19 protein-coding genes are annotated in these 24,108 nt (G+C 38.2%); all 19 read right to left on the bottom strand.

Annotated elements, in window-relative coordinates:
• Window positions 1-11 precede the first annotated feature (11 nt).
• Window positions 12-2,804 (bottom strand): translation initiation factor IF-2, encoded by a 2,793-nt coding sequence (gene infB / locus B7698_RS01965; RefSeq protein WP_084864472.1) that lies wholly within the window; start codon window positions 2,802-2,804, stop codon window positions 12-14.
• 16 nt (window positions 2,805-2,820) lie between these two features.
• Window positions 2,821-3,120 (bottom strand): YlxQ-related RNA-binding protein, encoded by a 300-nt coding sequence (locus tag B7698_RS01960; RefSeq protein ID WP_001041390.1) that lies wholly within the window; start codon window positions 3,118-3,120, stop codon window positions 2,821-2,823.
• Window positions 3,113-3,406, bottom strand: coding sequence for an RNase P modulator RnpM (gene rnpM / locus B7698_RS01955; RefSeq protein ID WP_000857567.1), 294 nt, complete (start codon window positions 3,404-3,406; stop codon window positions 3,113-3,115). Before rnpM ends, B7698_RS01960 begins: the two co-directional genes overlap by 8 nt.
• A gap of 21 nt (window positions 3,407-3,427) precedes the next feature.
• Window positions 3,428-4,564: a transcription termination factor NusA gene (gene nusA, locus B7698_RS01950; protein ID WP_000032285.1), complete on the bottom strand. Its 1,137-nt coding sequence runs from the start codon at window positions 4,562-4,564 to the stop codon at window positions 3,428-3,430.
• 43 nt (window positions 4,565-4,607) lie between these two features.
• A complete protein-coding gene (rimP, locus tag B7698_RS01945) occupies window positions 4,608-5,087 on the bottom strand; it encodes a ribosome maturation factor RimP (RefSeq protein ID WP_001808691.1) in 480 nt (159 codons plus the stop codon).
• Between the two features lie 417 nt (window positions 5,088-5,504).
• Window positions 5,505-6,827 (bottom strand): ISLre2 family transposase, encoded by a 1,323-nt coding sequence (locus tag B7698_RS01940; RefSeq protein ID WP_239822582.1) that lies wholly within the window; start codon window positions 6,825-6,827, stop codon window positions 5,505-5,507.
• Between the two features lie 252 nt (window positions 6,828-7,079).
• The gene (locus tag B7698_RS01935; RefSeq protein WP_084864470.1) at window positions 7,080-7,307 is read right to left on the bottom strand and encodes a hypothetical protein; all 228 of its coding nucleotides are present in this window, start codon (window positions 7,305-7,307) and stop codon (window positions 7,080-7,082) included.
• A gap of 52 nt (window positions 7,308-7,359) precedes the next feature.
• Window positions 7,360-8,166, bottom strand: coding sequence for a ParA family protein (locus B7698_RS01930; protein ID WP_084864469.1), 807 nt, complete (start codon window positions 8,164-8,166; stop codon window positions 7,360-7,362).
• Between the two features lie 90 nt (window positions 8,167-8,256).
• Window positions 8,257-9,930, bottom strand: a complete 1,674-nt coding sequence (locus tag B7698_RS01925; protein WP_084864468.1) for a helical hairpin domain-containing protein — start codon at window positions 9,928-9,930, stop codon at window positions 8,257-8,259.
• Window positions 9,921-10,262 carry a plasmid mobilization protein gene (locus B7698_RS01920; RefSeq protein ID WP_419991886.1) on the bottom strand — a complete coding sequence of 114 codons (342 nt, stop codon included), beginning with the start codon at window positions 10,260-10,262 and terminating at the stop codon, window positions 9,921-9,923. The genes B7698_RS01925 and B7698_RS01920 overlap by 10 nt, the downstream gene beginning before the upstream one ends.
• Before the next feature lie 246 nt (window positions 10,263-10,508).
• Window positions 10,509-10,817 carry a hypothetical protein gene (locus B7698_RS01915; RefSeq protein WP_084864466.1) on the bottom strand — a complete coding sequence of 103 codons (309 nt, stop codon included), beginning with the start codon at window positions 10,815-10,817 and terminating at the stop codon, window positions 10,509-10,511.
• Between the two features lie 48 nt (window positions 10,818-10,865).
• Window positions 10,866-15,737, bottom strand: a complete 4,872-nt coding sequence (locus tag B7698_RS01910; RefSeq protein ID WP_084864465.1) for a PBECR4 domain-containing protein — start codon at window positions 15,735-15,737, stop codon at window positions 10,866-10,868.
• Between the two features lie 11 nt (window positions 15,738-15,748).
• Entirely contained in the window at window positions 15,749-17,098 is a 1,350-nt protein-coding gene (locus B7698_RS01905; RefSeq protein WP_084864464.1) for a hypothetical protein, read from the bottom strand.
• A 12-nt stretch (window positions 17,099-17,110) separates the two neighbouring features.
• On the bottom strand, window positions 17,111-18,946 hold the full coding sequence (locus B7698_RS01900) for a VirD4-like conjugal transfer protein, CD1115 family (RefSeq protein ID WP_084864463.1): 1,836 nt from the start codon (window positions 18,944-18,946) through the stop codon (window positions 17,111-17,113).
• Window positions 18,943-19,491, bottom strand: a complete 549-nt coding sequence (locus B7698_RS01895; protein ID WP_084864462.1) for a DUF3801 domain-containing protein — start codon at window positions 19,489-19,491, stop codon at window positions 18,943-18,945. Before B7698_RS01895 ends, B7698_RS01900 begins: the two co-directional genes overlap by 4 nt.
• Window position 19,492: 1 nt before the next feature.
• A complete protein-coding gene (locus B7698_RS01890) occupies window positions 19,493-20,395 on the bottom strand; it encodes a hypothetical protein (RefSeq protein ID WP_084864461.1) in 903 nt (300 codons plus the stop codon).
• Window positions 20,388-20,627, bottom strand: coding sequence for a hypothetical protein (locus tag B7698_RS01885; RefSeq protein WP_050294608.1), 240 nt, complete (start codon window positions 20,625-20,627; stop codon window positions 20,388-20,390). The genes B7698_RS01890 and B7698_RS01885 overlap by 8 nt, the downstream gene beginning before the upstream one ends.
• A 10-nt stretch (window positions 20,628-20,637) precedes the next feature.
• Window positions 20,638-21,318, bottom strand: a complete 681-nt coding sequence (locus B7698_RS01880) for a hypothetical protein (RefSeq protein WP_050294607.1) — start codon at window positions 21,316-21,318, stop codon at window positions 20,638-20,640.
• A gap of 12 nt (window positions 21,319-21,330) precedes the next feature.
• Window positions 21,331-24,099 carry a phage tail tip lysozyme gene (locus tag B7698_RS01875; RefSeq protein ID WP_084864460.1) on the bottom strand — a complete coding sequence of 923 codons (2,769 nt, stop codon included), beginning with the start codon at window positions 24,097-24,099 and terminating at the stop codon, window positions 21,331-21,333.
• Window positions 24,100-24,108 lie beyond the last annotated feature (9 nt).

Genomic DNA, 24,108 nt, shown 5'->3' with positions numbered 1-24,108 from the left:
TCGTTTCTCTATTATCTCTTGATTTCTTCCATGACATAGGCCTCAATCACATCATCCATCTTGATATCATTGTAGCCATCAATCATCAATCCACCTTCACGACCGTTTGTAACTTCTTTAACGTCGTCTTTGTAGTGTTTCAAGCTTGCGAGTTCGCCGTCATAGATAACGACACCATCACGGATAACACGGACTTTAGAGTCACGGGTAACCTTACCGTTGATAACCATGAATCCACCGATAGTTCCCACTTTAGACACCTTGAAGGTTTCACGGATAACTGCTTCACCGATAACTTTTTCTTCGAATTCTGGATCAAGCATCCCTTTCATGGCTTCTTCCATCTCTTCGATAACCTTGTAGATAATACTGTGGAGACGGATTTCTACATCATCAGCTTCTGCTTGTTGACGAGCTTGTGGTGTAGGGCGTACGTTGAAACCAACGATAAAGGCATTTGAAGCTTCGGCAAGGGTTACGTCTGATTCGTTGATCGCACCGACCGCAGAGTGAACGATGGTCACTTTGACACCCTCCACATCAATCTTTTGAAGTGAGGCAGAAAGGGCTTCAACAGAACCTTGTACGTCGGCCTTAATGATAACGTTAACTGATTTGAGTTCCCCAGCTTTAAGTGTATCAAAGAGATTTTCAAGGCTAACACGTTGAGTAGCTTGACGTTGTTTCATGAGGGCACGTTTGGCACGCTCTTCACCTGCTGCACGCGCAGATTTTTCATCTTCGTAAACGGCAAAGTGGTCACCAGCCATCGGCGCTTCGTTCAAACCTGTGATAGAAACGGGCGTTGATGGTCCTGCCACCTTGACACGACGACCAAGGTCATTGGTCATAGCACGGACACGACCGAAGGTATTTCCGACAACGATAGGGTCTTGAACATTCAAGGTACCTTGTTGAACAAGAAGGGTTGCGACCGCACCTTTTCCTTTATCCAAGCGAGCTTCGATAACTGTACCAATCGCACGAACTGTTGGGTCTGCCTTGAGTTCTTGGATTTCAGCCACAAGAAGGACTGTTTCCAACAATTCTTCGATGTTTTGGTTGAATTTAGCTGAAATTTCAACAAATTCAGAATCTCCACCCCAAGCAGTTGACATAACACCATGCTCTGCCAATTCACCGATAACGCGTTCTGGGTTAGCACCTGGTTTATCAATCTTGTTAATGGCTACGATGATTGGAACGTTCGCCGCTTTTGAGTGGTTAATGGCTTCGATAGTCTGAGGCATAACCCCGTCATCTGCCGCTACAACCAAGATAGTAATATCGGTAACAGATGCACCACGCGCACGCATAGATGTAAAGGCCGCGTGTCCTGGTGTATCAAGGAAGGTAATCTTCTTACCATTTTCCACGATTTGGTAGGCACCGATATGCTGAGTGATGCCACCTGCTTCACCTGTCGCAACACGAGAGTTACGAAGGGTATCTAGGAGTGTTGTTTTACCGTGGTCAACGTGTCCCATGATAGTTACAACTGGTGGACGCTCAACCAATTCATCTTCATTGAGATAACCATCTTCGACAAAGAAACGTTCGATATCGGCATTATCCACTTCAACCTTTTGTTTGGCTTCGATACCGTAATCCACCATGAGGAGTTCAATTGTTTCCCCATCCAAAGATTGGTTTTGTGTGGCCATGACACCCATCATAAAGAGTTTCTTAACGATTTCAGCTGGTTCACGTTTGATACGTTTTGCGATTTCCGCAACGGTCATACCATCTGTATATTCAAATTCTGTTGGCAATTCATGGAATTTACGCTCCGTAACAGGTTTTGGAGCCTGATTACGGTTGTTCTTGTTATTGCCTTTTTTGTTCTTTTTGTTGTTATTCCAGTTACTATTTCTTTGATTTCTCACTTGATTTTGACTACTTCGATTCTTTTGTTGTTTTCTAGGACCATCTTCTTCGTGATCATAATCATCACGTTCTTTGTCTGGTCGGGCTTGCTTCTTACGACGTGTATCCACTGCAGCTTCTTTAGCTACAGGAGCTGGTTCAACCACTGCTTGAACTTGTTGCGCTTGTTCAGCTAACTTAGCAGCTTCTTCAAAGATTTCCTCTGGTTCCTTGCGTTTGTTAGCTTGGGCCAAGGCTTCTTTGGCAGCCTGAGTTTGTTTGAAACGTTCCTCGCTTGAACGTGCGTACTCTGCATTTTGTTCTGCTTTTAGGGCAGCTGCACGGGCTTTAAAGTCAATACGTGGAGCTGCTTGATTTGGACGTTTATCCTCTTGTTGACGACGCTCATTTCCACGATTTTGCTGACCTTGCTGTTTCTTAGCTTGATCATTAAAGCGACGATTGTCGCGGTTGCCTTGACCTTGTTTTCCACCATTGCGGCCGTCGTTTTTCTGACGGTTCCCGTTTTGTTGTTGGTCACGGTTATTGCCCTTATTTTGCTTGCGTCGTTCTGCCTGCTCTTTTGCACGGGCTTCACGCTCAGCCTTGAAATTACGGCTTTGAGGCTTAGCTGCTACTTTTTCTGTCTTCAGAGCAACTGGCTCAGCCGTTTTTGCCTCTTCCTTGGCTACAGCTGGTTTAGCTGGCTCGGATTTTTCGGCTTTCTTTTCTGCACTTGCTTTTGGTGCTGCAGGTTTTGCTTCTGATTTCGGAGCAGCTGCGGACTTAAAGCTGGCAGCGATTTTTGCAGCGACAGCTTCTTCCACACTTGATGAGTGGCTTTTCACATCCAAGCCCAACTCTTTTGCACGCGCTACAACTTCTTTACTTTCTTTTCCAAGTTCTTTTGCGATTTCGTACAATCTTTTCTTAGACAAATCATGTCCTCCTCTTCTATTCCATAAGAGACCTCATTTTCTTTGTAAATCCAGCATCTGTTACAGCCAAAACCTTTCTCGATTTTCCGACTGCTATGCTTAATTCCAGTGTTGAAAACACGGTTACAATTTCTACTTGATAATAATGACTTTTATCTTGAATCTTCTTGGTTAGATTGGGTCCAGCATCATGGGCTAGAAAGACCAACTTAGCCTTGCCGTCTTGAATGGCCTTGACGACCAACTCTTCACCCGATATGATACGCCCTGCTCTCTGAGCAAGTCCCAAGAGATTGCTTATTTTTTGCTTATTCAAGTCCTAACTCTCTTCTTTTTACTTTATGATCCACATAAGCGATCAACTCGTCATAAAAGCTTTCTTCTACTTCCATGTCAAAGCTACGGTTAAAGACCTTCTTCTTTTTCGCCTCTAGGGCTTCTTTATTGTCTAGCTTGATATAAGCGCCACGGCCATTGGCCTTGCCTGTCGGATCGATAAAGACTTGTCCTTCCTTGTTCTTGACAATGCGGAGCAAATCACGCTTATCAATCACTTCATTGGACACAACAGACTTGCGCAAAGGGATTTTTCTCGTTTTCATCTTTCCCTCCTCTAGCAGCTTTTATTCTTCTACAGTATCGTTTTCTGCTTCCAAATCTACCGAACCAGCTTCTTCCATGGCTTCAAATTCGCTAGCAGACTTGATATCGATACGGTAACCAGTCAAGTGAGCTGCCAAGCGAACGTTTTGCCCACGACGACCGATGGCAAGAGAAAGCTTGTTATCAGGAACAACCACCAAGGCACGTTTGCTGTCGTTTTCATCAAAGATAACTTGGTCAACCTCAGCAGGAGCAATGGCATTGTAGATAAATTCAGCTGGATCTGCTACCCACTCGATAACATCGATATTTTCTTCGATTGGCACCATACGGTCGCTCTTGGCATCATAGCGAGCTGGGTGGAATTTGCTAGTGATTTTCTTGATGTTAGCTCCACCACGTCCAACGATTGTACCAATAGCGTCCACGTTTGGATTATGGCTACGAACTGCAACCTTAGTACGGTCACCAGCTTCACGAGCCACGCTCATGATTTCAACAGTTCCGTCATAAACTTCTGGAATTTCTTGCTCCATCAAACGTTTGATCATTTCTGGATGGCTACGGCTAACAAAGACGTTCACACCACGAGGGTTGTCTTCAACCTTGTAGACATAAACTTCAATACGATCATGAGAAGCAAAAACTTCACCAGGAATTTGGTCTTGTTTTGACAATTGGGCTTCGATGCTGCCGAGGTTGACATAGATAAAGCGGTTGTCAAAGCGTTCTACTGTACCAGACATGATTTCTTGCTCATGTTCTTTGTAAGTATTGTAAGTGATGGCACGTGTTTGCTTGCGCATTTTTTCCATGATGGTTTGTTTGGCAGATTGGGCTGCTACACGACCAAACTCAGCAGGTGCTTCTTCAAACTTGATTTTATCACCAAGTTCATAGGCTGAATTAATGGCAAGAGCATCTTTCAAGCTGATTTCCAAACGGCTATCAAATACTTCATCAACCACTTCACGGACAGTATAAACGGTAAAGTCACCTGTTTTTTCGTTAAAGTCAATGGCTACGCTGTCTGATTGACCATAGCGTCTGCGATAAGCGGAACGAAGCGACTCTACTACTGCGTCGATGATGTCTTCTTTTTTGATTCCCTTGTCTTCTTCCAAAATGCGGAAGGCCTCTAGCATTTCTTTACTCATGTTTTCTTCACTTTTGAATCCTCAAAAGCTATCCTTTCTTTTTCTATAATTTAACTGCTAAACGTGCTTTTGATACTAAACTGTATGGAATTTGGACGGTTTTCTTACGCGTCTTGTCCATATATTCCATAGTCAACTCGTCCTCTTCGAAGGCCAACAAGGTTCCTTCAAAGACCTTTTGCTTATCGATGGCTTGGTAGAGCCCGACATGGATGTATTTCCCAACCGCTCCAGCAACGGCATCCTTGGTTTTCAAAGGACGTTCCAAACCTGGACTGGTAATTTCTAGGAAATATTGTTCTGGGAAGGGATCTGGCTTGATGGTATCTAGGACAGGACTGATAATTTCTGTCAAGTCTGCCGTGTCGTTCAAGGTAATTCCTTCAGGTTTATCTACAAAAATACTGAGAATCATGTCACTGCCAATCTTTCCATACTCGATATCCACGAGTTCGAAAGGTGCTTCTATGACAGGTTCTACAACTTCTCTGACTAATTCTACGATTGTTGCGATTGCGTCCACCTCCTCATAAGCAAGAGGCGAAGATATTTCCCCGCCTCTCTTTCTCATATTCTTGTTACAAGTATAACACAAATCAAGCCAACCTGCAAGGATTTGACCTTGAAGGTATGTGTCGTGATTTTTGAGAAACTCCAAAATTCCATATAAATAAATGCAGATACACGAAAGGGCTAAACATTTTTGTATGCTCAGCCCTTGACAATGATTTCTTCTTATGCTATCATTTTAGTTGACTGAGTAATACAAGTGTGGTTTGTGTTACTCTGCGGAGTTGGAGGCTCATTTCCAACTCCTTTTTTCGTTGTTTTTTATATTCCCATTATACCAAAATCAGGATAAATGTCAATTATTCCACGCCAAAAAAGCCCAAATTTCTCTAGAAATTTTTGCTTATTTATATTTGCATTTTCACTAAAATTATTTCATCTTAAATATCTTTTCTATACTTTCATGTAAACGGGGGAGTTTATAATCTTTAGACTCATTTTTAGGACGAACACTATCCGCACTGATATGATCCAATGACGTATACTTATCATAGATCTCCTTCCATTCTCCAAAAAATAAATCTCTTAATTTTCCTTCACGCTCTAACAATATCATATTCGCTACGGCTATCCCACCTTCACTTGTCCAATACATTCCTCTATGCTTCATTCTATACGTTATTTTTCTATGCTGACTCTCCATAATCCCAATACCTGCCTTTGAAAGTCCTCTCATCTCCGCTGGTTTCGTATACTGAAAATTCCTCATTAACCTACTCGAATAATATTCAAATTTTTCCTCTCCCTCTTCACTACTAACCAATGACTCTATAGTATCTAATGTACGCCTTAATAATTTCTTATTATGCTCTTTAACGGCCTGAAACAAGTCTTCTCTCAATTCTATTGGATAAGACTTTGTAAATTCTTTGATTTCTTTATTCAAGTGATATTCGTCCCAAAAATGCTCATGTCTCTTAACATTAAATGATTTCGCAATTTCAGTAAATACATGTGGTGTATAACCCTTGCCACAGTCAGAATTGGTAACTAGTACAGTCTCATTTGTAATTTCATATTCATTTTCCAATAAATCCAACAATTCTCTACGAGCTGAGCGATTATCTAATCGGATAAGCTCTTTTTTATTTTCTAGCTCAAAACGATTTGGACCAATCTGTTTTGAACCTGTATGAACTACAAAATGTGATAAATCCATATTCTTTTTTTCAGAACCATCTTCAGATGTTTTCACATATACACCATCTCCCTCTATGTAGATGATATTTGCTTTAATTTTTTTAATCTTCTTCTCTTCTTTAAAAAATCGATAATCATCCTTTTCTTCTAGTAATTGATTGGCTAATTTGACAACCTTATTGACGGTATCTTTAGTGACAGTTACATTATACACCATCTCAATTGTCTCTCCCACCTGACGATAGGGTAGTTTTGTAGCTAGAACCGCAGCTTGATACAATAGTTCCTGTGAATGACGTACATTCTTTTCTAAGCCTAACATTTCATCAACTGGTATTCTACATTCACCATTCTTATACCAACGTTTTCTAGAAAAGGTCACTTCTCCAAATGTAAAAGCTACTGTACGTTCAGACTGATTTTTACAACGATATCCTTTAGATCTCATACTAGAGCTTATCGACTCATCATACTGTGCAATATGCTGTAAAAAATTTTGTTTTGTCTTTTCTTGTTCCTGACTACTAAATCTCAATTCATCAAATTGTTTCATACAATTTTTCATTTCCCTTTCAATTCTTATAAAAATTGTATGATTTTTAAAACAAGTCATCAAATTTATTTTTGTTCCAAGAATAAAATAGGCTGTTTCTTTAAATTAAAACAAATACCTTATTTATCGCTACAAAATACCAAAATGATTTAATTGAGTATCAGAAATACAACTGTTTCTATTTCAAGGTAAAAATAAAAGCCTTCCCAATAAGGGAAGGTTGTTTGAATATAAATATAAATATAAACATATTTATATCGATAGTCTTTCAATTAGTTTATCAAGGTAATCTGATGTAGACTTTGCACCAGCCGCTTTTGCAACTTGATCTAACTTTTTCCGATTACTTGGCTTCAAAGTAAACTGGAATTGCTTCTTACGTTCAAAACTTTCAAAACTATCCATATCTGGAAGCTGTTCAGGTTGATGAGTTGCTTCAATAATCTGCGAAATCTCTTTTTCTTTTGGTGTAAATGCCATAACAATCTCCTTCTAATTATGTTTATAATTGTATTTGTGTTTATAAATATAATTATATTGTATCATAAATTTTTGAAAAAGTCTGCTCGAGCTCAGTGAAAAATTTTTTGTGTTTTTGATAATGCTCAGGATTCTTCTCCATATCTGCGATAGAGATTTTATCAATCGTGGAATGATTGAATAACTCTTTTGCTGGCACAATTCCTAGAAGGTTATCTGTTCCCTTTTCTTTAGCTTCAAGTCCTAGGGCTTCCAGTAACTCTCTTGATGACCCATAGTTTGGTCGGATCATATTTGCTAAGAAATATAACTCAGCAGTAATGTATGATTCTCTTGTACGATAGTCAATTACATCCTTTCTGAATGCTTCTAACCGAGTTGATAGATTGAATTTGGCATTATAACCAAACTCTGAAGGAGTCAAGGGACTAATAATAGCATGACTGACCGCAACAGCATTTTTAGTAGCTGTCGCAAAGTCTGGTCTACAATCAATCAAGATATAGTCAAACTGATCCAACTTTTTCTTTTCGTAGTTATCCTCTAGCCAAAGATAAAGTAACATATTTTTCTTATCGCTGTTCTCCAGATCTCGTTCCACCGTATCAAGCTGAACTGAACCTGGAATTAGACTGATATTTTCCTTGACTTGCTTAATATCCACATCGCCTCCTTTAAAAGCATTGGCAATTGTATTCTTACTCTCATAGATATTGTAACACTGAGTCAAATTGCACTGATGGTCTAAGTCTATAAAGAGAACCTTATGACCTTTCTTAGCCAACCATTCCCCATAATTAAATGTTAAAGTCGTTTTCCCAACACCGCCTTTGATAGCGGCAAATGTGATAATCTTCATCCTATTTCTCCATCCATTTTTCTATATTTCTATTATACCATTATAATTATATTTGTCAATATGTTTATAATTATATTTATAATTATTTTTTTACAATGAAGTTTCTCTATCCTTACGCTGCTCCACATTTTTCTCAATGTCTTGATGTAGCTTATAATCTTTTGTAATTGATTCTACTCGTTGATACAAAGCCTGACGCTCAAAGGTAACCTCCTTAACAAGTTTATCAATCTCAGCTTTGCGAGTGCTAGGATCTACTCTCAAGTCTTTCAAAATATCAATAGCTAGTTTCACTTCCTGAGGATCGCTTGATTCCAATGCAAGAAACGCAGACTGAATTTTATTAAGCTCACCCAAGCGTTGATCTAATTTATCAAGCAAGTTATCTACTTCTTCCAGTTCCTCTTCAAAACAATTTAACAATTCATCAAATTGCTGTCCTTCTGTCACTCCATGAGCAGATAGATAATTATATTCACGAACAAGCTGATCCAAACTGGAGATTTTCGGATTTTTACGGACAATCATTTCTCCGTTATCATACGACAACTGAGAAGCGACTGTTTCTCCCTTCATATACCGATTCTTATCAGCGTGTTCAGGATTAACAAAATAGTAGAAATTATTTTTTCTGATAAAAATTTCATAAGATCCACCTTCTAATTTTTCAATTTGATGAGCTGGAATAAGAATGGTTCCCTTATTTCTAATCCCAAATTCCATTTCAAGATAGATCCCATTTTTTGTTTCTTCCATCACCTGCCATTCTTCAACCGTGATTCTCATTTCAAAATCATCTTCTCGTTCTGCTACCATTTTTTCATATTCGGATTTTATTTCATTGACTGAAAAAGTCAACTCGTTGGCAATCACTCTCTCAGAAATTTTCTCTAAAGAATAATTTCCTTTTTTTGATAATGTGCGATCCCGAATATTTCTAGTTTGATCTCGATCAGCCAAACGATACTTTATTTCCTTTCCTGAAGTATCAACCACTAGATTTAAAGCTCGTGCCTTGATCTTAAAATCCTGTAAAGAGGTTGAGTGTTTCAAAAGAAAATCTATGCGTGATTTGATCTCATAACGAAAAGAGTTTTTTTGTCGATAGGCATGATAGGTTTTTCGATTAGTCCATAATCTCTCTTTGAGGATTTTAGCTCCAGCTAAATCCGCATACTTGTCTGAAATCTTCTCTAAACTTTTTTTGGTGCCTCTCTGCCAACGAAATTTGTTTAAAGTGACAGAATTAGTTGAATTGAAAATGATGTGATTGTGGATGTGCCCCTTATCCATGTGTGTAGCAATGACAAATTCATGTTGACCTCCAGTTAATTCTAAAACTGTTTTACGACCAATCTCATGAATTTCTTGAGGAGTTAAATCATCTTCAGGAGAAAATGATTGAATGATGTGATGTGCTAAAACTCGATTCGGATTTTGAATATCATTTAATTCTTTTGTTCCTGCCCGTTGAGCCGCATTCTTTTTTGTCAAAAGAAATTCTTCTGTTGCTGTACTCGCATCTGTAATTCCATAAGTAGATACAAGTTGCTTGACTACTCGACCATCTTTAACTACTGCCGGAAACTCTACTTCATCATTCTCCAGTAAACTTGTTTTTGAGGGATTCTCAATATAGCGCAAAGCATTTGTCAGACTTTTTAGGTCTATCATCTCGACCGTCTTTGCTTCGTCCTCAATATATTTTGTAGATCTTCCTAGAGATGCCACTCCTTTTATCTGAAGAACTTTTGTTACAACCATCGCTCTTGTTCCTTTGTTTGATTTTCTTGTTTTTGGATAAACTGGCTGACTGTATCTTTCAAATGTTTTTGCAATTCAAGAATCTGACTTAATTCATTGAGGCTAACTTGATCATCTTCGTTTACCTTTTTTGCGACCTGATTTATATTGACTCCTATTCGATTTATTTCCTTACGCAGTTCTCTCAATTCTTCAAAATTTAAAATTTTGACCTCGCCCATAATCAACATGATTCGAGCAAAGGCATTAAAATTTGTCATTCCAGATTCTGCAACTTTAGTTGAAATAAACCGAGCTTCCTCCTCCGTCAAACGGATTTTTTTCTGAATCATCCGTTTTCGTTTTTCTCCATTTTTCAAAAATCATCACCTCTGTTCTGCTGTTTCTTGATTGAGGGGCTAAGCCTCTTTTCTTCTGGCAAGCATAGCACTTGGGTACCCAAATGCTGTTTTTAAAAAGGTCAAAGTTAGTCAGGGGGTCATCCCTGACTATTCTTGACTTTTTAAATTTTTGGGGAAATCCCCAATCCCCTAATCCCTGCAAGCAGGAATTTATTTATTTCGAGGAGAAAAGTTTGATTAAACTTTTAAAGTTTCCAAGAGAAAATCCATCCCATCAATTAATTTCATTTTTAAGATTTCATCTCTAAGTGCCTCAAATCTTTCGTCACTCATTTCTTCGATTTCTTTAAGTGCGACAGGATACATTTCTACTTCTTCTAGTTCATATGTTGTTTTAATTCGCATATCCCTACGAAGAATGTAGAGGCATTCTTTACGTGAAATGTGCTGGTTAACTTCATTCAATTTTGGCGAATCTGTAGCCTCATCCTCAAAAAATATCTCCATCAAAATATCAAAAGTTTCTTGTCTTAGATTTTCAATCATCTTCTGTTTCTCCTTTTTTGTTTTTCTTTCGACGAGTTAATGCTTCCATTATTGAGGGCTGCTCAGGGACTTTTTTTCTTCCACCTGCTTTACAGCCTCCGCCTTTTGACTACCTAACTGCTCAGATTTTTCTTTTGCCTGTCGAAGTTTATCTGCAAATTTATCTTTCTTTACGCTTTTATTTTTCACCAGTTCTAACTTAGCATCCATCCGATCAATCAAACTTTTTGCTTCCTTTTGAACAATCTGCAGTTGTTCAACCATATCTTCAAAACCATTTTTATCTTTTGCCCAGATAGCTAAATATCCAAAACTATAACTACTCGTATCAAAACCAAAATGATTAGCTACGACATAAGCAACACTTTCAGCTTGTAATTCTTGCTTACGATATTGGTCGTCCCCATATTGGGCATTCGTTCCTCTGTGTAAATCTGAGTGAGCCATTTCATGAAAAATGGTTTTTAGAATCTGTTCTTGACCCTTTAATCCTTTTGAAATGACAATTCGATTTTCATCTGGAGAGTAATAACCATTTGTGCTCTCTCTGTTAATTTCTTCAAAACTGATTGAAACCTGATTATCCATTGAAACAGCTTTGGCTGCTCGGTACAAATCTTCATAATCTTTAACATCTCCAGTCAATTCATGAATTGCTTTTGGCAATTCTTTTCCTTCTGTTTGAGAAACATCAAAAACATTTCCTAACTTGAATCGAGTAACTGTGACTTCCTTCTCCTCCATTTTATTTTCAGATGGAGAAAAACTCAACTCATTTTGATTAGCAGAAATTTTAGTTTTCACTTGATACGGAACCCAAATCTTCAGAGCTTTTGAACCCTTTTTAACTGTTCTGTCAAAATCTGTTTTCCATTTATTAAAACTTGCAACTTGGGAAACATTAGGATTCTGCATCTTCAGAAAATGGATATTGTTGAGTGAGTAGTTGTGGAACTTACTCATCGTATCCAAGAATGATTTAAACTGTTCGGAATCCAAATAGTTCTTCATTCCCTCTTTCAAGTGTTCAGCTAAAGCTTTTGTATCTTTATTTGCAACCAACTGGGAAATGGTTTGTTCTGAACTTTTAGCAGCAATTGTTTCGGTAATAATCGCTCCAGTTTCCGCTTCAGCATCTATCATTCTTTCTCGATCTTCCTGCTTTTTATGAAGGTTAGAAGCAGCATTGTAAGGATCTGTTCCCTGCAACATCTCATCAGAATTGGAAATACCATCACCATCCAAATCACGATCTCTCTCATCTTTTCGGTTATACTGATAAATTTTTTCGTATGGATTATCTAGTGTCTCCTGCGAATTCTTGACTTGTGTTTTTTCAAATTCATCTTGAGCGTTGACAATGGTTTGTTCAACTTTTTCCGATAATTCTTTAATTTCATTTTGCCATTTTTCTACAAGAGCTACTTGTTCTATTGGAGAATCCTTAACTCCCAACTTCTCAAACCAAGCAGATAGATTTTCGATTTCAACACTATCCATTCCATCAAAAGAAATAAATCCTAGACGACTATCATGACTACTATCCGAAAAACCAATCGGGCTGTTTTCTAACACTCCATAAGGTACTTGGGATAAAAGTTGATCAGCATAAGGAGTATCTTCCAAAGCGTAACTGAACTGAGAAATATCTAGTTCACTTGCCAATCTCTCCATATGATACTGATTGAATAATGCCCCATCTATCTTCATCAGCTCTGGATGCTCTCTCATTTCTCGTGTACTAAGTCTTTCTTTATGAGCGATTGGGTTAATCTCCTCACCGATATTGTAACGAATGCTATCCTGAATCAGTTCACCATCAGGAGCATAGATACCAAACTGAATCTTATTTGGAGAGATGTAGCCTTCTGAATGACCATCAATCATTTGTTTTAGCCCTTCCTGATGCAACGAATAGAAGCTCTGATTGGCCTTGTAAAGTTCTCTTGCGAAATCTTGATAAGATATCAGCTCAGTTTCTTTAAAGGGCAATCTAGGCCCATCTGGGCGCTCCTCAGTCCATTGAAGGCGTACATGGTAGTTCTTCTTATAGATATGATCTTGTTCCCATTCTTTATAAAAATCTGAATTTGTATCTAGGAGATGATCTTCTTCAGCTGCAACAACAATCTGATCAAATTTATCATTATGCTGCTTCGCATAGCTAAGATACTGATTCCATGCTTGATGAAATTCTTCTGGAGTTTTTGAGATGTCACCTGGCACACCCAAATTATAGACAGTATCTAAGACTTGAGTAAACGTAGCCGAATCAACTAGAGGATTATTCAGTTCGTTGTCTGGAGTTGTTTGTTCAATTTCTTTAGAAACTTCTTCATACTGCTTATTTTTTAAGACAGATAACATTTTCTCGCCACCATCTTTAACATATTCTTCATTAATTGACAGTTGCTCAATATGACCATCTCTTTCTCTAAAGACACCGAGAATGATCTTTTCATCCAACAATTTAACGTTAGTTCCAAGCTCTCCCTTGAGTTTCATAAGAGAGGCTGGAATTTTTTCATCTCCAATATCTTTAAACAGTAGTAAGAAATCTTCATCTTTTGCTTTAATAGCTTCACTCATATTGAGATTGTGAAGCTTTTCAACACTGCTCAAATCATCTAAAACAAAAGAATGTGGATCTAAAATATCTCGCAACATAGGAAGAACCTGTAATTTATCCTTTATTGCATTACTAATCAACATACCGTCATAATTCCCCTGACCATTTGCAATATCATCTAGGAAATTTGCTGCTCCCTTTCCCTTTTCAAAAGGTCTGATCCCTGAAAGATGGATAAAGTTATCCTTTTGAAAAGTCACCTGAAGCACATTCTCCTCTCCATGATCCGCATAAAGAAAGCTGACCTTACTGTCAGCCAGTTCATTTAAATACCAGAACGCTGTACTTTGGATAGACGGTGCATATTGATTTAATCGTCTTAAATCTGCTGGTGTAATCGGATGATAATTCGCTATTCTCCGTTGCACTTTATCATAATTTGTGCTAAACTGTAAGTAAGGATAGGATGATGTCGGGTGACTGGTAACAGTTTGCTCAAAGGTACTTGTTTCAAGTACAGGTGAGGTACTGCCTTCAGCTTTAGGCTGTAAAGAACCCGTGCCACCACTGGTCCTATCATTCATTTGCTCCTGAGAACTCTCAGGAGCTTTTTCTGTGCTCTGAATTTGTTCCTGCACTTCAAAAGTATATCCAACAGGATCGGAAGGTTTTTCAAAGGTCACTGTTTTATCTGAATCAATAACCATCTGTTTTTTACTCTCTACTGAAAAGCTGATATTATCCCAGTTCTGTTTCAGCCATTCCACATCTTCTGGAGATAAATTGCTAGTATCTATGTTCAATACAGAACTCTGATTATCTTCTAGAACTACTTTATTTTGCTTTTTTTGTTTGGACAGTAACTTATTTACCACCTCTTTTTCCTCATCAGTATTAGGGAAATACTGAGATGATTGTTCAAATTTTCCTTCTTCTGTCAGTTCTAAAGCTACTTGACGTAGCCCTTTTACGAAGTAGATATGGGGATGTTTAGCCCATTGTTTGACATCTCCAGAATCAATTATAGCCTGTGTTTCCGGTTGAACAGGGATTCTATCAGCTTGTTGAGGATTGTTTACTAAATCATCTTCATGTTCACTGCTATTCTCATGCAATTTCGACATACTATTTTTTCTCCCTCTCTCTTGATTAATAATTGTTTGATATTCTTGACGCACTTCTTCCCTTGTCAATTGCCTATCTGACACAAAGGCTTTTACATCATCCGCAGTTAGCTCTTGCGCTTTTGCAAGAGCTATTTCCTTCTCAAAAAAGCCCTGGTAATGCCAGGACTTTTCATCTGCTATGTAAACGTGCGCCAAATCCTTAGGTGCTTCCTTCTCACTCTTCAGGAAATCATTCCAATCTTCCTTCTCCTGGTCTGCCCGAATAATAGGGGGAATCGCAATCTGTACTGGAATCCCCTTCTCCTGCAATCGAGTGATAAAATTATGACCAGCTGCATCATTATCTACAGCAAGCGTAATCATATCCTGATGCTGGCCATCTTTAAAATAGTTCGTTGTTCTAGCGACTACTTCTAGAGCTTTCCCAGTATTCTGATTGACTTGATAGGATTTATCATTTATCTCTGCATACAATTCCATAAAACGTCGGCTAATAACGCCCTCTTTGACACCATCCATAGCTACTAAGCGAACATCCTGAAGCGCATCCTTATGAAGATCATAGTAGCTCATCAGATCGATTGGAGCTTCCGCAAATACCAAACGTTTAGGGATACCAATATCAATTGAAAATCCTAGTTGGCCGTCTGAATTTCTCATAATTTGTTTTAAGCGACCACGTTCTGGATAGTGCACTCGATTCTCTACTATTCCCTGGAGACTAGCGCCAGCTAAAAAGCCCGTGTTGTCTTTATATTTAAAGACAATCACAGGCTCGAAATAGTCTCCTTTTTTTCGGGTTGCCTCCGCCATACTCCCCTGGCTAATAAAGAAATTAATCGTATCTTCTGAAAGGCCTCTCTGTGCATTTAAATAACTTCTAGAGGCGCTAAAATCCTGATTCTCATATCTTTCCAAATTATAGTAAAATGGCTCTTTTGGAGCCATCTGAGCTTCTGAATTAACTTGTTTAAATTCTCCAGTTTCCAAAAAATGCATCGCTTCTTTGTAAGAAACTCCTTTTATGGATTGAACTAACTGAATGACATCTCCAAATTCAGTTCTTGAATTCCAGTGAAATTCATTTTTCCTTGTATCAATTACAAATGAATCGTGCTCTGTCCAGATATAACTATAGCTTCCTGTACGCTTTAACTCTATACCTAGTTGCTCTGCAACAGAAATAATAGATAATCTTTTGGCTTCTTCTTTGCTTAATGCCATCTGTTACCTCCCTACAATGACAATTCTTGCCCTTCTTTTTCTGCTACAATATCTTGTGTCTGTTCTCTCTCAAGTTCTTCCGCCTCTACAAAACGGTTTAAATCAGGAATATGAAGTTGGACTTGTTTTAGCTTATCATGAACTAACAAGTCCTCATCGATATGATAGACTGCTTCCTGATGACCATTAAATCCTTTCTCTAGATCAATATCATCAAAGCGGATAACAGCCAACTCTGTCAAACTTCCCTTATACCAAGCTCCAATCTCACTTTCAAGATAGAACCGAACGGATTCTCTATCTTCCGTCTTTGTATCCCTTAAATAAGCTAGTTCCCAGCTTTCACCTTGAGAATAACCAATGACCTCTTGAACGATTAATTCCTGATCATTCGTGCCTAAAATCTGGTTAATTTCTCCTAAACGTGGTACTAGAATTTCCTGAGCTAGTGAGATGGCTTCTGTACGATAGTTGAAAAACTCATATTGTTCTCTATCTTCTACATAGTTCCTAACAAAGTCTGAATAATGAGGGAAATGTTCCTGAAAACTAGGTGAAATCATTCCATAGATATAGGCTTGTCTTAATGTTTCAAACTGAGTTATTTGATAGTATGAGGGATCAAGTTTGCCCTCTTGATTCAACAGTTCCTTGATATTTTCTGGAAGTTGAATTGGTTCTGAATCAGGCCAAGTTTTCTTAGAATAGTTGATTACTTCTTCGTAGAGAATCATATCAATCTCAGGATTCTCCATTTCAAGCAAAGTATCTACAATTTGAGCATATTCTGAAAGAGTTGAACGATAATCAGTAATCAAGCCATCTTTACGAACCTCCCATTCCTCAACCTGAGCATTTTCTGGAGTTCGTAGTAACAATACCTCCTCAGCTTCTAGATCAACTCCAATAACCTGATCCCCATTTGGGAGCTGATCCATCTCCAATTCCTGAATCTTAGCATCTAATTGATTATTCATCTGAAGCAAGTCTTGTTTCAAGTGAAATAATTCTTCTGCATTGGCTTGTAATTCCTCAAAATACTCTTTGGAGATCTTCACTGGTTGAACCAATAAATCTTTCTCTCGTTGTTCTCGAGGATAAGAAAACAAGTAGGGAGCAACTTCTTTGAAATCCTGATAGTTCATCCATTTTATAGATTCTGTAACAATCATATTCTGGACATCGATGACATCTGTATGAGGAGTAATCCAGCCAGATAAAGTCAACTCTTTTACTGCTTCAGATAGGGGGTAAGAAGGGATATGTTCTAAAATCCCCTCAAAATAACCAATCCCTCGAGCAGTTTCTTCCTCAACTTCACGCTTCATTCGTTTAAATTGTTTTTGTGGTAGTGTATTCATTCTTTATCCTTTCTAACTCACTTTGAGAGGAACTTCCTCGACTTCCTTAATCCCAATATGAATAACATTTTCTTCCCCAACCTGGTCTTTCCACTCATCAATATCGCTTAGATATCGCTTGTAACGATACCAGTTATCATCGTTCGGACCATTACTTAAGAGGTAGGCTCTTGGATGCGTGTCCAGATTAAATTTTTGATCTCGAAAAACATTTTGTTTGGATAGGAAGAGCAGGGCTTCTGTTGTTCCAATCGTAGCAACCTCATGCGGTGTCAACAGTTCTCGACCAATTTTGGAGTTCTGCTTAGAACTGCTGGCATTTCTTCCTCTGCTCTCACTATAATTCTGATCATTCAAAGTTTGCTTCCCTGATCGCTCAGATAGATACTTAAGCGTATCTAAGTCATTGGAACCTAAATAAAGAATAGCACCACAGTTATTAATAATCGTCTTCGTATTTTCTTTACCGTACAATACTTCGATCTGACTTTGAGATTGCACCATCATCTTGATAGAAATCTCTCGAGAACGAATAACAGAGATTATTGGTGGTAAATTAGGAATCTTCCCAATCTGACCAAACTCATCTGCCCACACCTGTAGATGCAATAAGTCTTCTCTGGTCTTTGTTGGATGTTCACCTAATATAACTGCATCTGCAGTTTTTATTAGCACATCAAAAATGGTACTAAAAAGAAGAGCCGATAAGAATTGATAAGCTGGATCTACCTCTGGAATATGGATAAAAACCGCTGTTTTCTCAATATTCCATTTTTCAATTTCCAGCGTATCTTTTTCAATAATCTTTCTCAGCTGTTCATGATCAAATACTGAGAATGTAGTCGCAAAAATAGCATAGACAGAAGCACGTGTCTGTCCATCAAAGTTTTTATTGAATAGTTCCCACTGCCTGCAGGCATAATTCCCTGGGCTCCTTCTCTCCAGGTCTTCAAACATCAATTCAACCGGGCTTTCCGCTTCTGGATGATTTCGTCTTAATTCTCGAATCATATCTGTAACCTGCCCTAAATTAGGCAGATAGTGATCGATCTGACCATCAAAATAAAGATAACCAATTAGAGAACGCATCAAGAGTTTATTGGCTGCTGGCCAAAAAGGATCACCCTCATGGCCATTTTTGTTAAGCGATTCCGTGATCGCTTCAGCCACTCGATCTATATCCATTTCATTATGAATATATTTAAAAACGTTGAAGCCATCTGAATCCAAGAAAGTAATCAGATCAAAAATCTTCATCTTGTAACCTTTTTCTACAAGTGATTTCCCTGTTTCATGAATCAAAATTCCTTTAGTATCTGTGGTTACAAAACTAGAGTTAGCTTGTAATATATTCGGTTTTACAGCACTACGTGTCTTTGAATCCCCTGTACCACCATACACCAAAATATTTTTATTGATTTGATTTTCAAAGCTCAATCGGTTGTTAAATAGTCCCATCTGGCTATTTTGAGTGAAAATCATATTCTTTTCAGGCTCTTCATCTCGGAATCTCATCAACTCTTCTCTTGTCGCAAAACGAGCTGATCCATGTTCTTCTCCATAACGGTAAGTCCCTGTATCAGATACTCTTAAATACAGTAGAAAAGCGATCAAAAATCCACCCATACCAATTAATAACGAAGCTGGAGTAAATTGAAAATCAAGCCAAGATTTATCGCTTAGATGGTCGCTCATCCAGTTAAACTTTCCCAATCCAAATACATCCGTTACTGAATCGGTATCTGGTGCTAATAGCCACAGTTTCAAGAGCCAATGAAAGAGATAAAATAGGCCTAATCCTAACAACAAATACGGTCTAAGTCTCCGTTTCTTTTTTTCTGTAATCACTTCATTTTCCCTCCAATCTGTGGTTCGATATTTTCCGGAAGAACAAACTCCTTGGTATGAATGTTTACCTGGAGGGAATTGATTTTCTCTTGTTCAACTGCTTTGAAATGTTGCAATTTCTCCTCAAAAGAAGTTGTTTTCCCATTTTTAAGGTTTCGCTCATTGAATCCTTTAGGATCTCTTGTGATGCCTTCTAGGACATCCTTAAAGGCTTGTTCGACAACACCTTTATCTTTTGCATTAAAAGCAAGAGTTGTCTTTCCATCTGGATGAGTATAAAAAGAAAAGCCAATCCCGTATTGGCCCAGTTCTTTTCGAACTGCCTCGAGATTGACTTCATTATGTAGTAATTGCTGGACTTCTTTAGCATCTGCTGTTGCCATGAATTTATTCCAGTCTGTCTCACCAGTAAAGAGGACATTCTCCCCCCTGGCTTGATACATTTCGACTGCTTTAGAGCTCACCAAGAAGAGTCCCTTTAAGATGACTTCTCCTGTCACAAGAGTTGCCCGTCCTAATTGGGCTACCACTTGTTCTTGTTCCATTTTAGCTCACCTCTTCAATTTTGAAATAAAGATCCTTCAATTGAGTAGTTTGAGAGTCTTTCGCAAGAATCTGTTGTTCCAACTCATCGATCCTATTTTGGCACTGAGCAATTTCCTCATTTGCTTCCTTGATAAAATCTTCGTTAGATTTGATTTTATTTTTAATAGATTGCTTATAAGTAACCGTCTGAGCCTCAAAGCTATCAATAACCTCTGAAGGTAAATTTACTGTAGTCGCATGAGACAGAGAGAAAGAAGATTCAATCTTTTGATCAGGAATCGGTTTATTTTCTTTCTGAATAAATGTTTCAACAACCGGTGCTACAGCTTCTGTAGCTGCATTCTGTGTATTTTCATCTTGTGAAGGTTCTACTCGTTCTTCCTCATTTTCATCTAATCTACTGAAATGATCTGTAGTCCATTCACTAGAAGAATAGGTAATTTTATCTTCCAAAGGCACTTCCTCTCTAACCTCATCTTGAGGCTTCTGAGAAACTAGCTCAGCAATTCTTTGACGAGCCATATTCGCCTCTTTCTTTACCGTTAGATCTTCCGGTTCAGGATCTGGTGCTGATTGGAATTCGGGTTGAGGAAGGGGTTCTGGTATACCTTGTGTAGACTTCTTTTCTTTATGTTTTGCTAGAAAATGAAGAAAACCTTTCTTTTTCTTCCCAACACTCATACCAAAATTTTCCAACAACTGATCAATGATACCAACAAAAGGTATTTCAAGTCTTTCTTCTTGTAGGATTTCACCTTCAGAATTGAGAGAATAAAGCCAATAGCTTCCGGTTATTCTATTACTCTTCATTCTCTCGTTGATAATTTCTAGCCTTGATAACAACTCATCTCGGTGCTCAAATGTTTCCTCCTGATTAGTCAGTTGATTGATAATTTTATACATGGTTCACTCCTTGGTTACTTGATTGCGCTGGAAGAATTAGTTCCTTCATTTCCTGGTAGGATAAGCCACTTTCTTCTGATAGAGCAACAAAAAGCTGCGCTTCAAAATCTTTTTCTTGATTTATGTAATTCTTGATTTTTTTATCTACTTCTTCTTTTTGTCGTTGCGCTTTTTCTTTATCTTTCCTAACTTTTTCAAGCTTGCCTTCAAGTTGTTCAATTTTTTTATTCATTCCATTCCCCTTATTGGTTACTACTAGTTGCGGTTGTTGGTTCAGAAGATGTCGGTGTTGCCGTTGATGTAGATGAAACTGGAGTCGAGCTTGAACTGCTAGTATCTGAATAGGTTCCTATACTTTGCCCTCTAGCTTCAGTCAATACAATAGGCTCTATTTTATTGATCAATAGTTTCCCTGATTTTTCTACATAGGTCAACCGAATTGTCGCCTTAGTGCTACCAGTAAGCCCCTTAGAAGCTCTATTATCTTTCTCTGTTAAGGTGGTACTAGTATATTGAATCTGAGCTAACGCAACTTTATGTGTTTTATCAATATAGATAGAGCCTGATTCATAAGATTGGTCAACTACATACCCCTTATAGGTCTGGTTAACTGGCTTTTGTTCTTCTTGAACAGTTTCCTGATACATAGAATCAGTCATAAAAGGCTTATATCGTGGACGATTCTCTTCTAAATCCTTCTTGGTATAGTAAGCAATTAGAAAATCTTCGACCTGCTGTTCAGTAAGAGAGAGTTGTTCCTGTTGTTTCTCTTCTGGTTTTTGCTTCGCCTCTTCCTGAACTTGACTATTCTGTCTCAAATTCTGTTGTACTTGAGCAATAGAATAACCCAATACAATACATAAAACGGCAATGAATCCCATAAAGAGTCCCTTTACCATTTTGATTAACTTTTGATTATACATTCTTTTCCTTTCTTATTTAGGGGTAACAAAATAGATACCTGATTGTGGTTTCAAGGTACGCCAACTTGATACATATAAACCACCAAAGTTCATTTCTGACATTAAGAAGCTACCATCACTATTAACGTACTCACAGAATCCAACGTGACCATAGATTGGCGATGCTCCAGCTACACCATTCATGAATACAGCTGCAGAACCTGGTTTAGGAGTCGTTGAGATATCATATCCTTGCGCTTGGCCACTATCAACCCACTGATTGGCATTTCCTAGATAGGGATGAATGCCAACTCCAATTTGAGCAAAGCGATTATAGACATACCAAGTACAATTTCCTAGTGCATAGGCATTACCTGGATAACCTTGACCCTCTAGAATTGCTTGATCGGTAGGGAGTCCATACGGAAGTTTGTCTTTATACTCCGCTGGAACTTGTTGGCTCGAAACTCCTGTCGAACCTCCTCCTTTATTTTTTAAGAAATTTAGCCATTGACGAGCTGCAGTTTGACGCTCTAGAAGCTTATTACCTGGTACTCCCAACCAAGAATTCAAGAAGTCCTCCGCAAGAGCTTCTACGGAACCTGTTGAGGTTACAATTCTTTTAAAAGCTTCTCGTCTAAGTGGACCATCTGCTTCTAATAGGAATTTAGTTTGAACTTCCGCAGACCAAATATCTCCATTCATATCTTTTGCAAAATTCCACAATGCAAGAGCACGGGGGCCAGTAAATTGACCAATCCCAATCCCGATATAGTGTAAACCATTGACCATGTATCCTCCTTTATTTAAACGTAGATTCGGATACATAGCCTGGAAAGCATCCCAGTTACCAACTAGATTTTCTGCAGTTGGCTCTTTAGCAACTTTATCGAACTGATTATTGGTTAGAAAGTCTGTTTCATAGCGTTTAAAAGTGATGGAACTCTCAATATCAAATCCTCCCAAAACGGCTGCAATTCCTTCATCTGTTGCTTCTGGTATATTTTTTTTGATTGCATCTGCAAAAGCTCTAGCACGTTTTCCTTTCTCTCCAGATGTTTCAATATTGCTCACAACCGACGTTGCTTGTGTGTACTCTACACGCTGGAAGTAAAAACCGACATTGACATAAGTCCAACTCTTTTCAACATTCCCATCTTTGTCTTTCTTATTTGAGCGATCAGGTTCTAGTTTTTGATAATAGACCGTTTGATTTCCTTCAGAAGCTACCTTTCCAATGATATCTCCAGCTTTGACATGGTCTCCTGTTTTGTAACGAATCGTATCTACGTTCTTATACAGAAACTTGGAATTATCATCACTGATTTCTAGATCGTTGCCATTTACCTCGACTTTCCCATCTAGAACTGCTAATAGAGTTTGACCACCTGTGGCTTGCAAAACAGAACCATTAAAGATTTCCTTCGTAGTTTTATAACCAAAACGCTCGATAATCTGAAGGGGAGCTTCTGATTCAGACTGATCTTCTGTATAAAATGGATTATCTAACTCTTGTAGCAACATATATTTTCCGCTATCTCGAGCAATTTCTAAGAGTTCTTTATACTCTTCTAACTCATCCTCACTCAACTTGTAGAGATCATTTTTAGTATAAAGATCTTCCATTGTTTTAAGATTATCTTTATCCCCATTCAAATTCTTCCACAAGGTATCTAAGTAAAGTTTCCCACGATTATTTTGGGAAAAATACTTTTTCTCGTCTATACGAAGTTTATCTGAAATATCATCATACTTATAATTCAAGTACAATAGTGGATCATCAATTTTTGTCCAATAATCTACCTTATCATTCGATTTTTCACGATCCAATTTTGAAAGATACAACCAGGTATCATTCATATCAAACTCATCTTGACGGGTAATTCCTGAACTACCAATGCCAAGAATTGCCAGGAACAAAAGCAGACCAAAAGCAATCAGATAAGCCTTAAAACCAAACGGATTTTTGATAATAGCTTTAATCGGTTTAGATCCAAAACGATAGATCTTTCTAGCCTTCTTAGCAGCCTTCCCTGTCTTAGAAGCGGCTAAGCGATTTCTATAAGCCTGTATCTGTCGAGATAACTTCCCTTCCCAAGAAAATTCTCTTGGGGTTCGAGTGAAGCCTCTCCCATTGGCCTTATTGTAAAACCTATTTCCTAGACTATAGCTTGATTTAACCATTCCTTGACCAAGCTTACCACTATATTTCCCAATCGTTTTAATACGTTTTCCTTGAATCTGAATATCCTGATACTGATTCTTAGTTCGTGCTATATCTGAGAGGGTATCATCCTGATGAGCCGTAGAACTAGCCTGTTGATTAGCAACTCGTTCTACAGATTGTTTGGCCGCACGAAGAAACTTCTTCTTCCGTGATCCACCATTAGCCTCTTGAGCGACTTTAAAAGTTCTTTTAGAAGTTTTTTTCTCCAGTTTCGCCTTATCTAATTCCTGCTTAAGGAAGGCTTGCTTTTTATTGTTCTTATTTAATTCCTGCTTAAGAAAAGCCTGCTTCTTGATATCTTCTGGACGAATGGCCTTCCCTTCTTTCCGAAGCTCTCTTCCCTGTTTCTGGATATTCTTATACTCTTTTTGGATTTTTTTAACCTTGGCTCTTGAAGCTCTAAATTGTTTATGACTACTCTTAACTATGCGATTCGTAGAACGTGATTGTGACTTTAGCTCTTTCATTCGCATAGCACTATCTTGTTGAACAGTGCGGTAATTCTTCCGTACTGTTTCAAGCTTCTGATCTATCTTATGACCGATTGTTTTTGGTCTGCCTTTCTCCCGATCCATAGTGAGACT

The sequence above is a fragment of the Streptococcus mitis genome (assembly GCF_002096855.1).
Lineage (GTDB): Bacteria > Bacillota > Bacilli > Lactobacillales > Streptococcaceae > Streptococcus > Streptococcus mitis_Y.
Note: the sequence above shows the minus strand (reverse complement) of the source record. Positions and strands in the feature narration are given on the sequence as shown.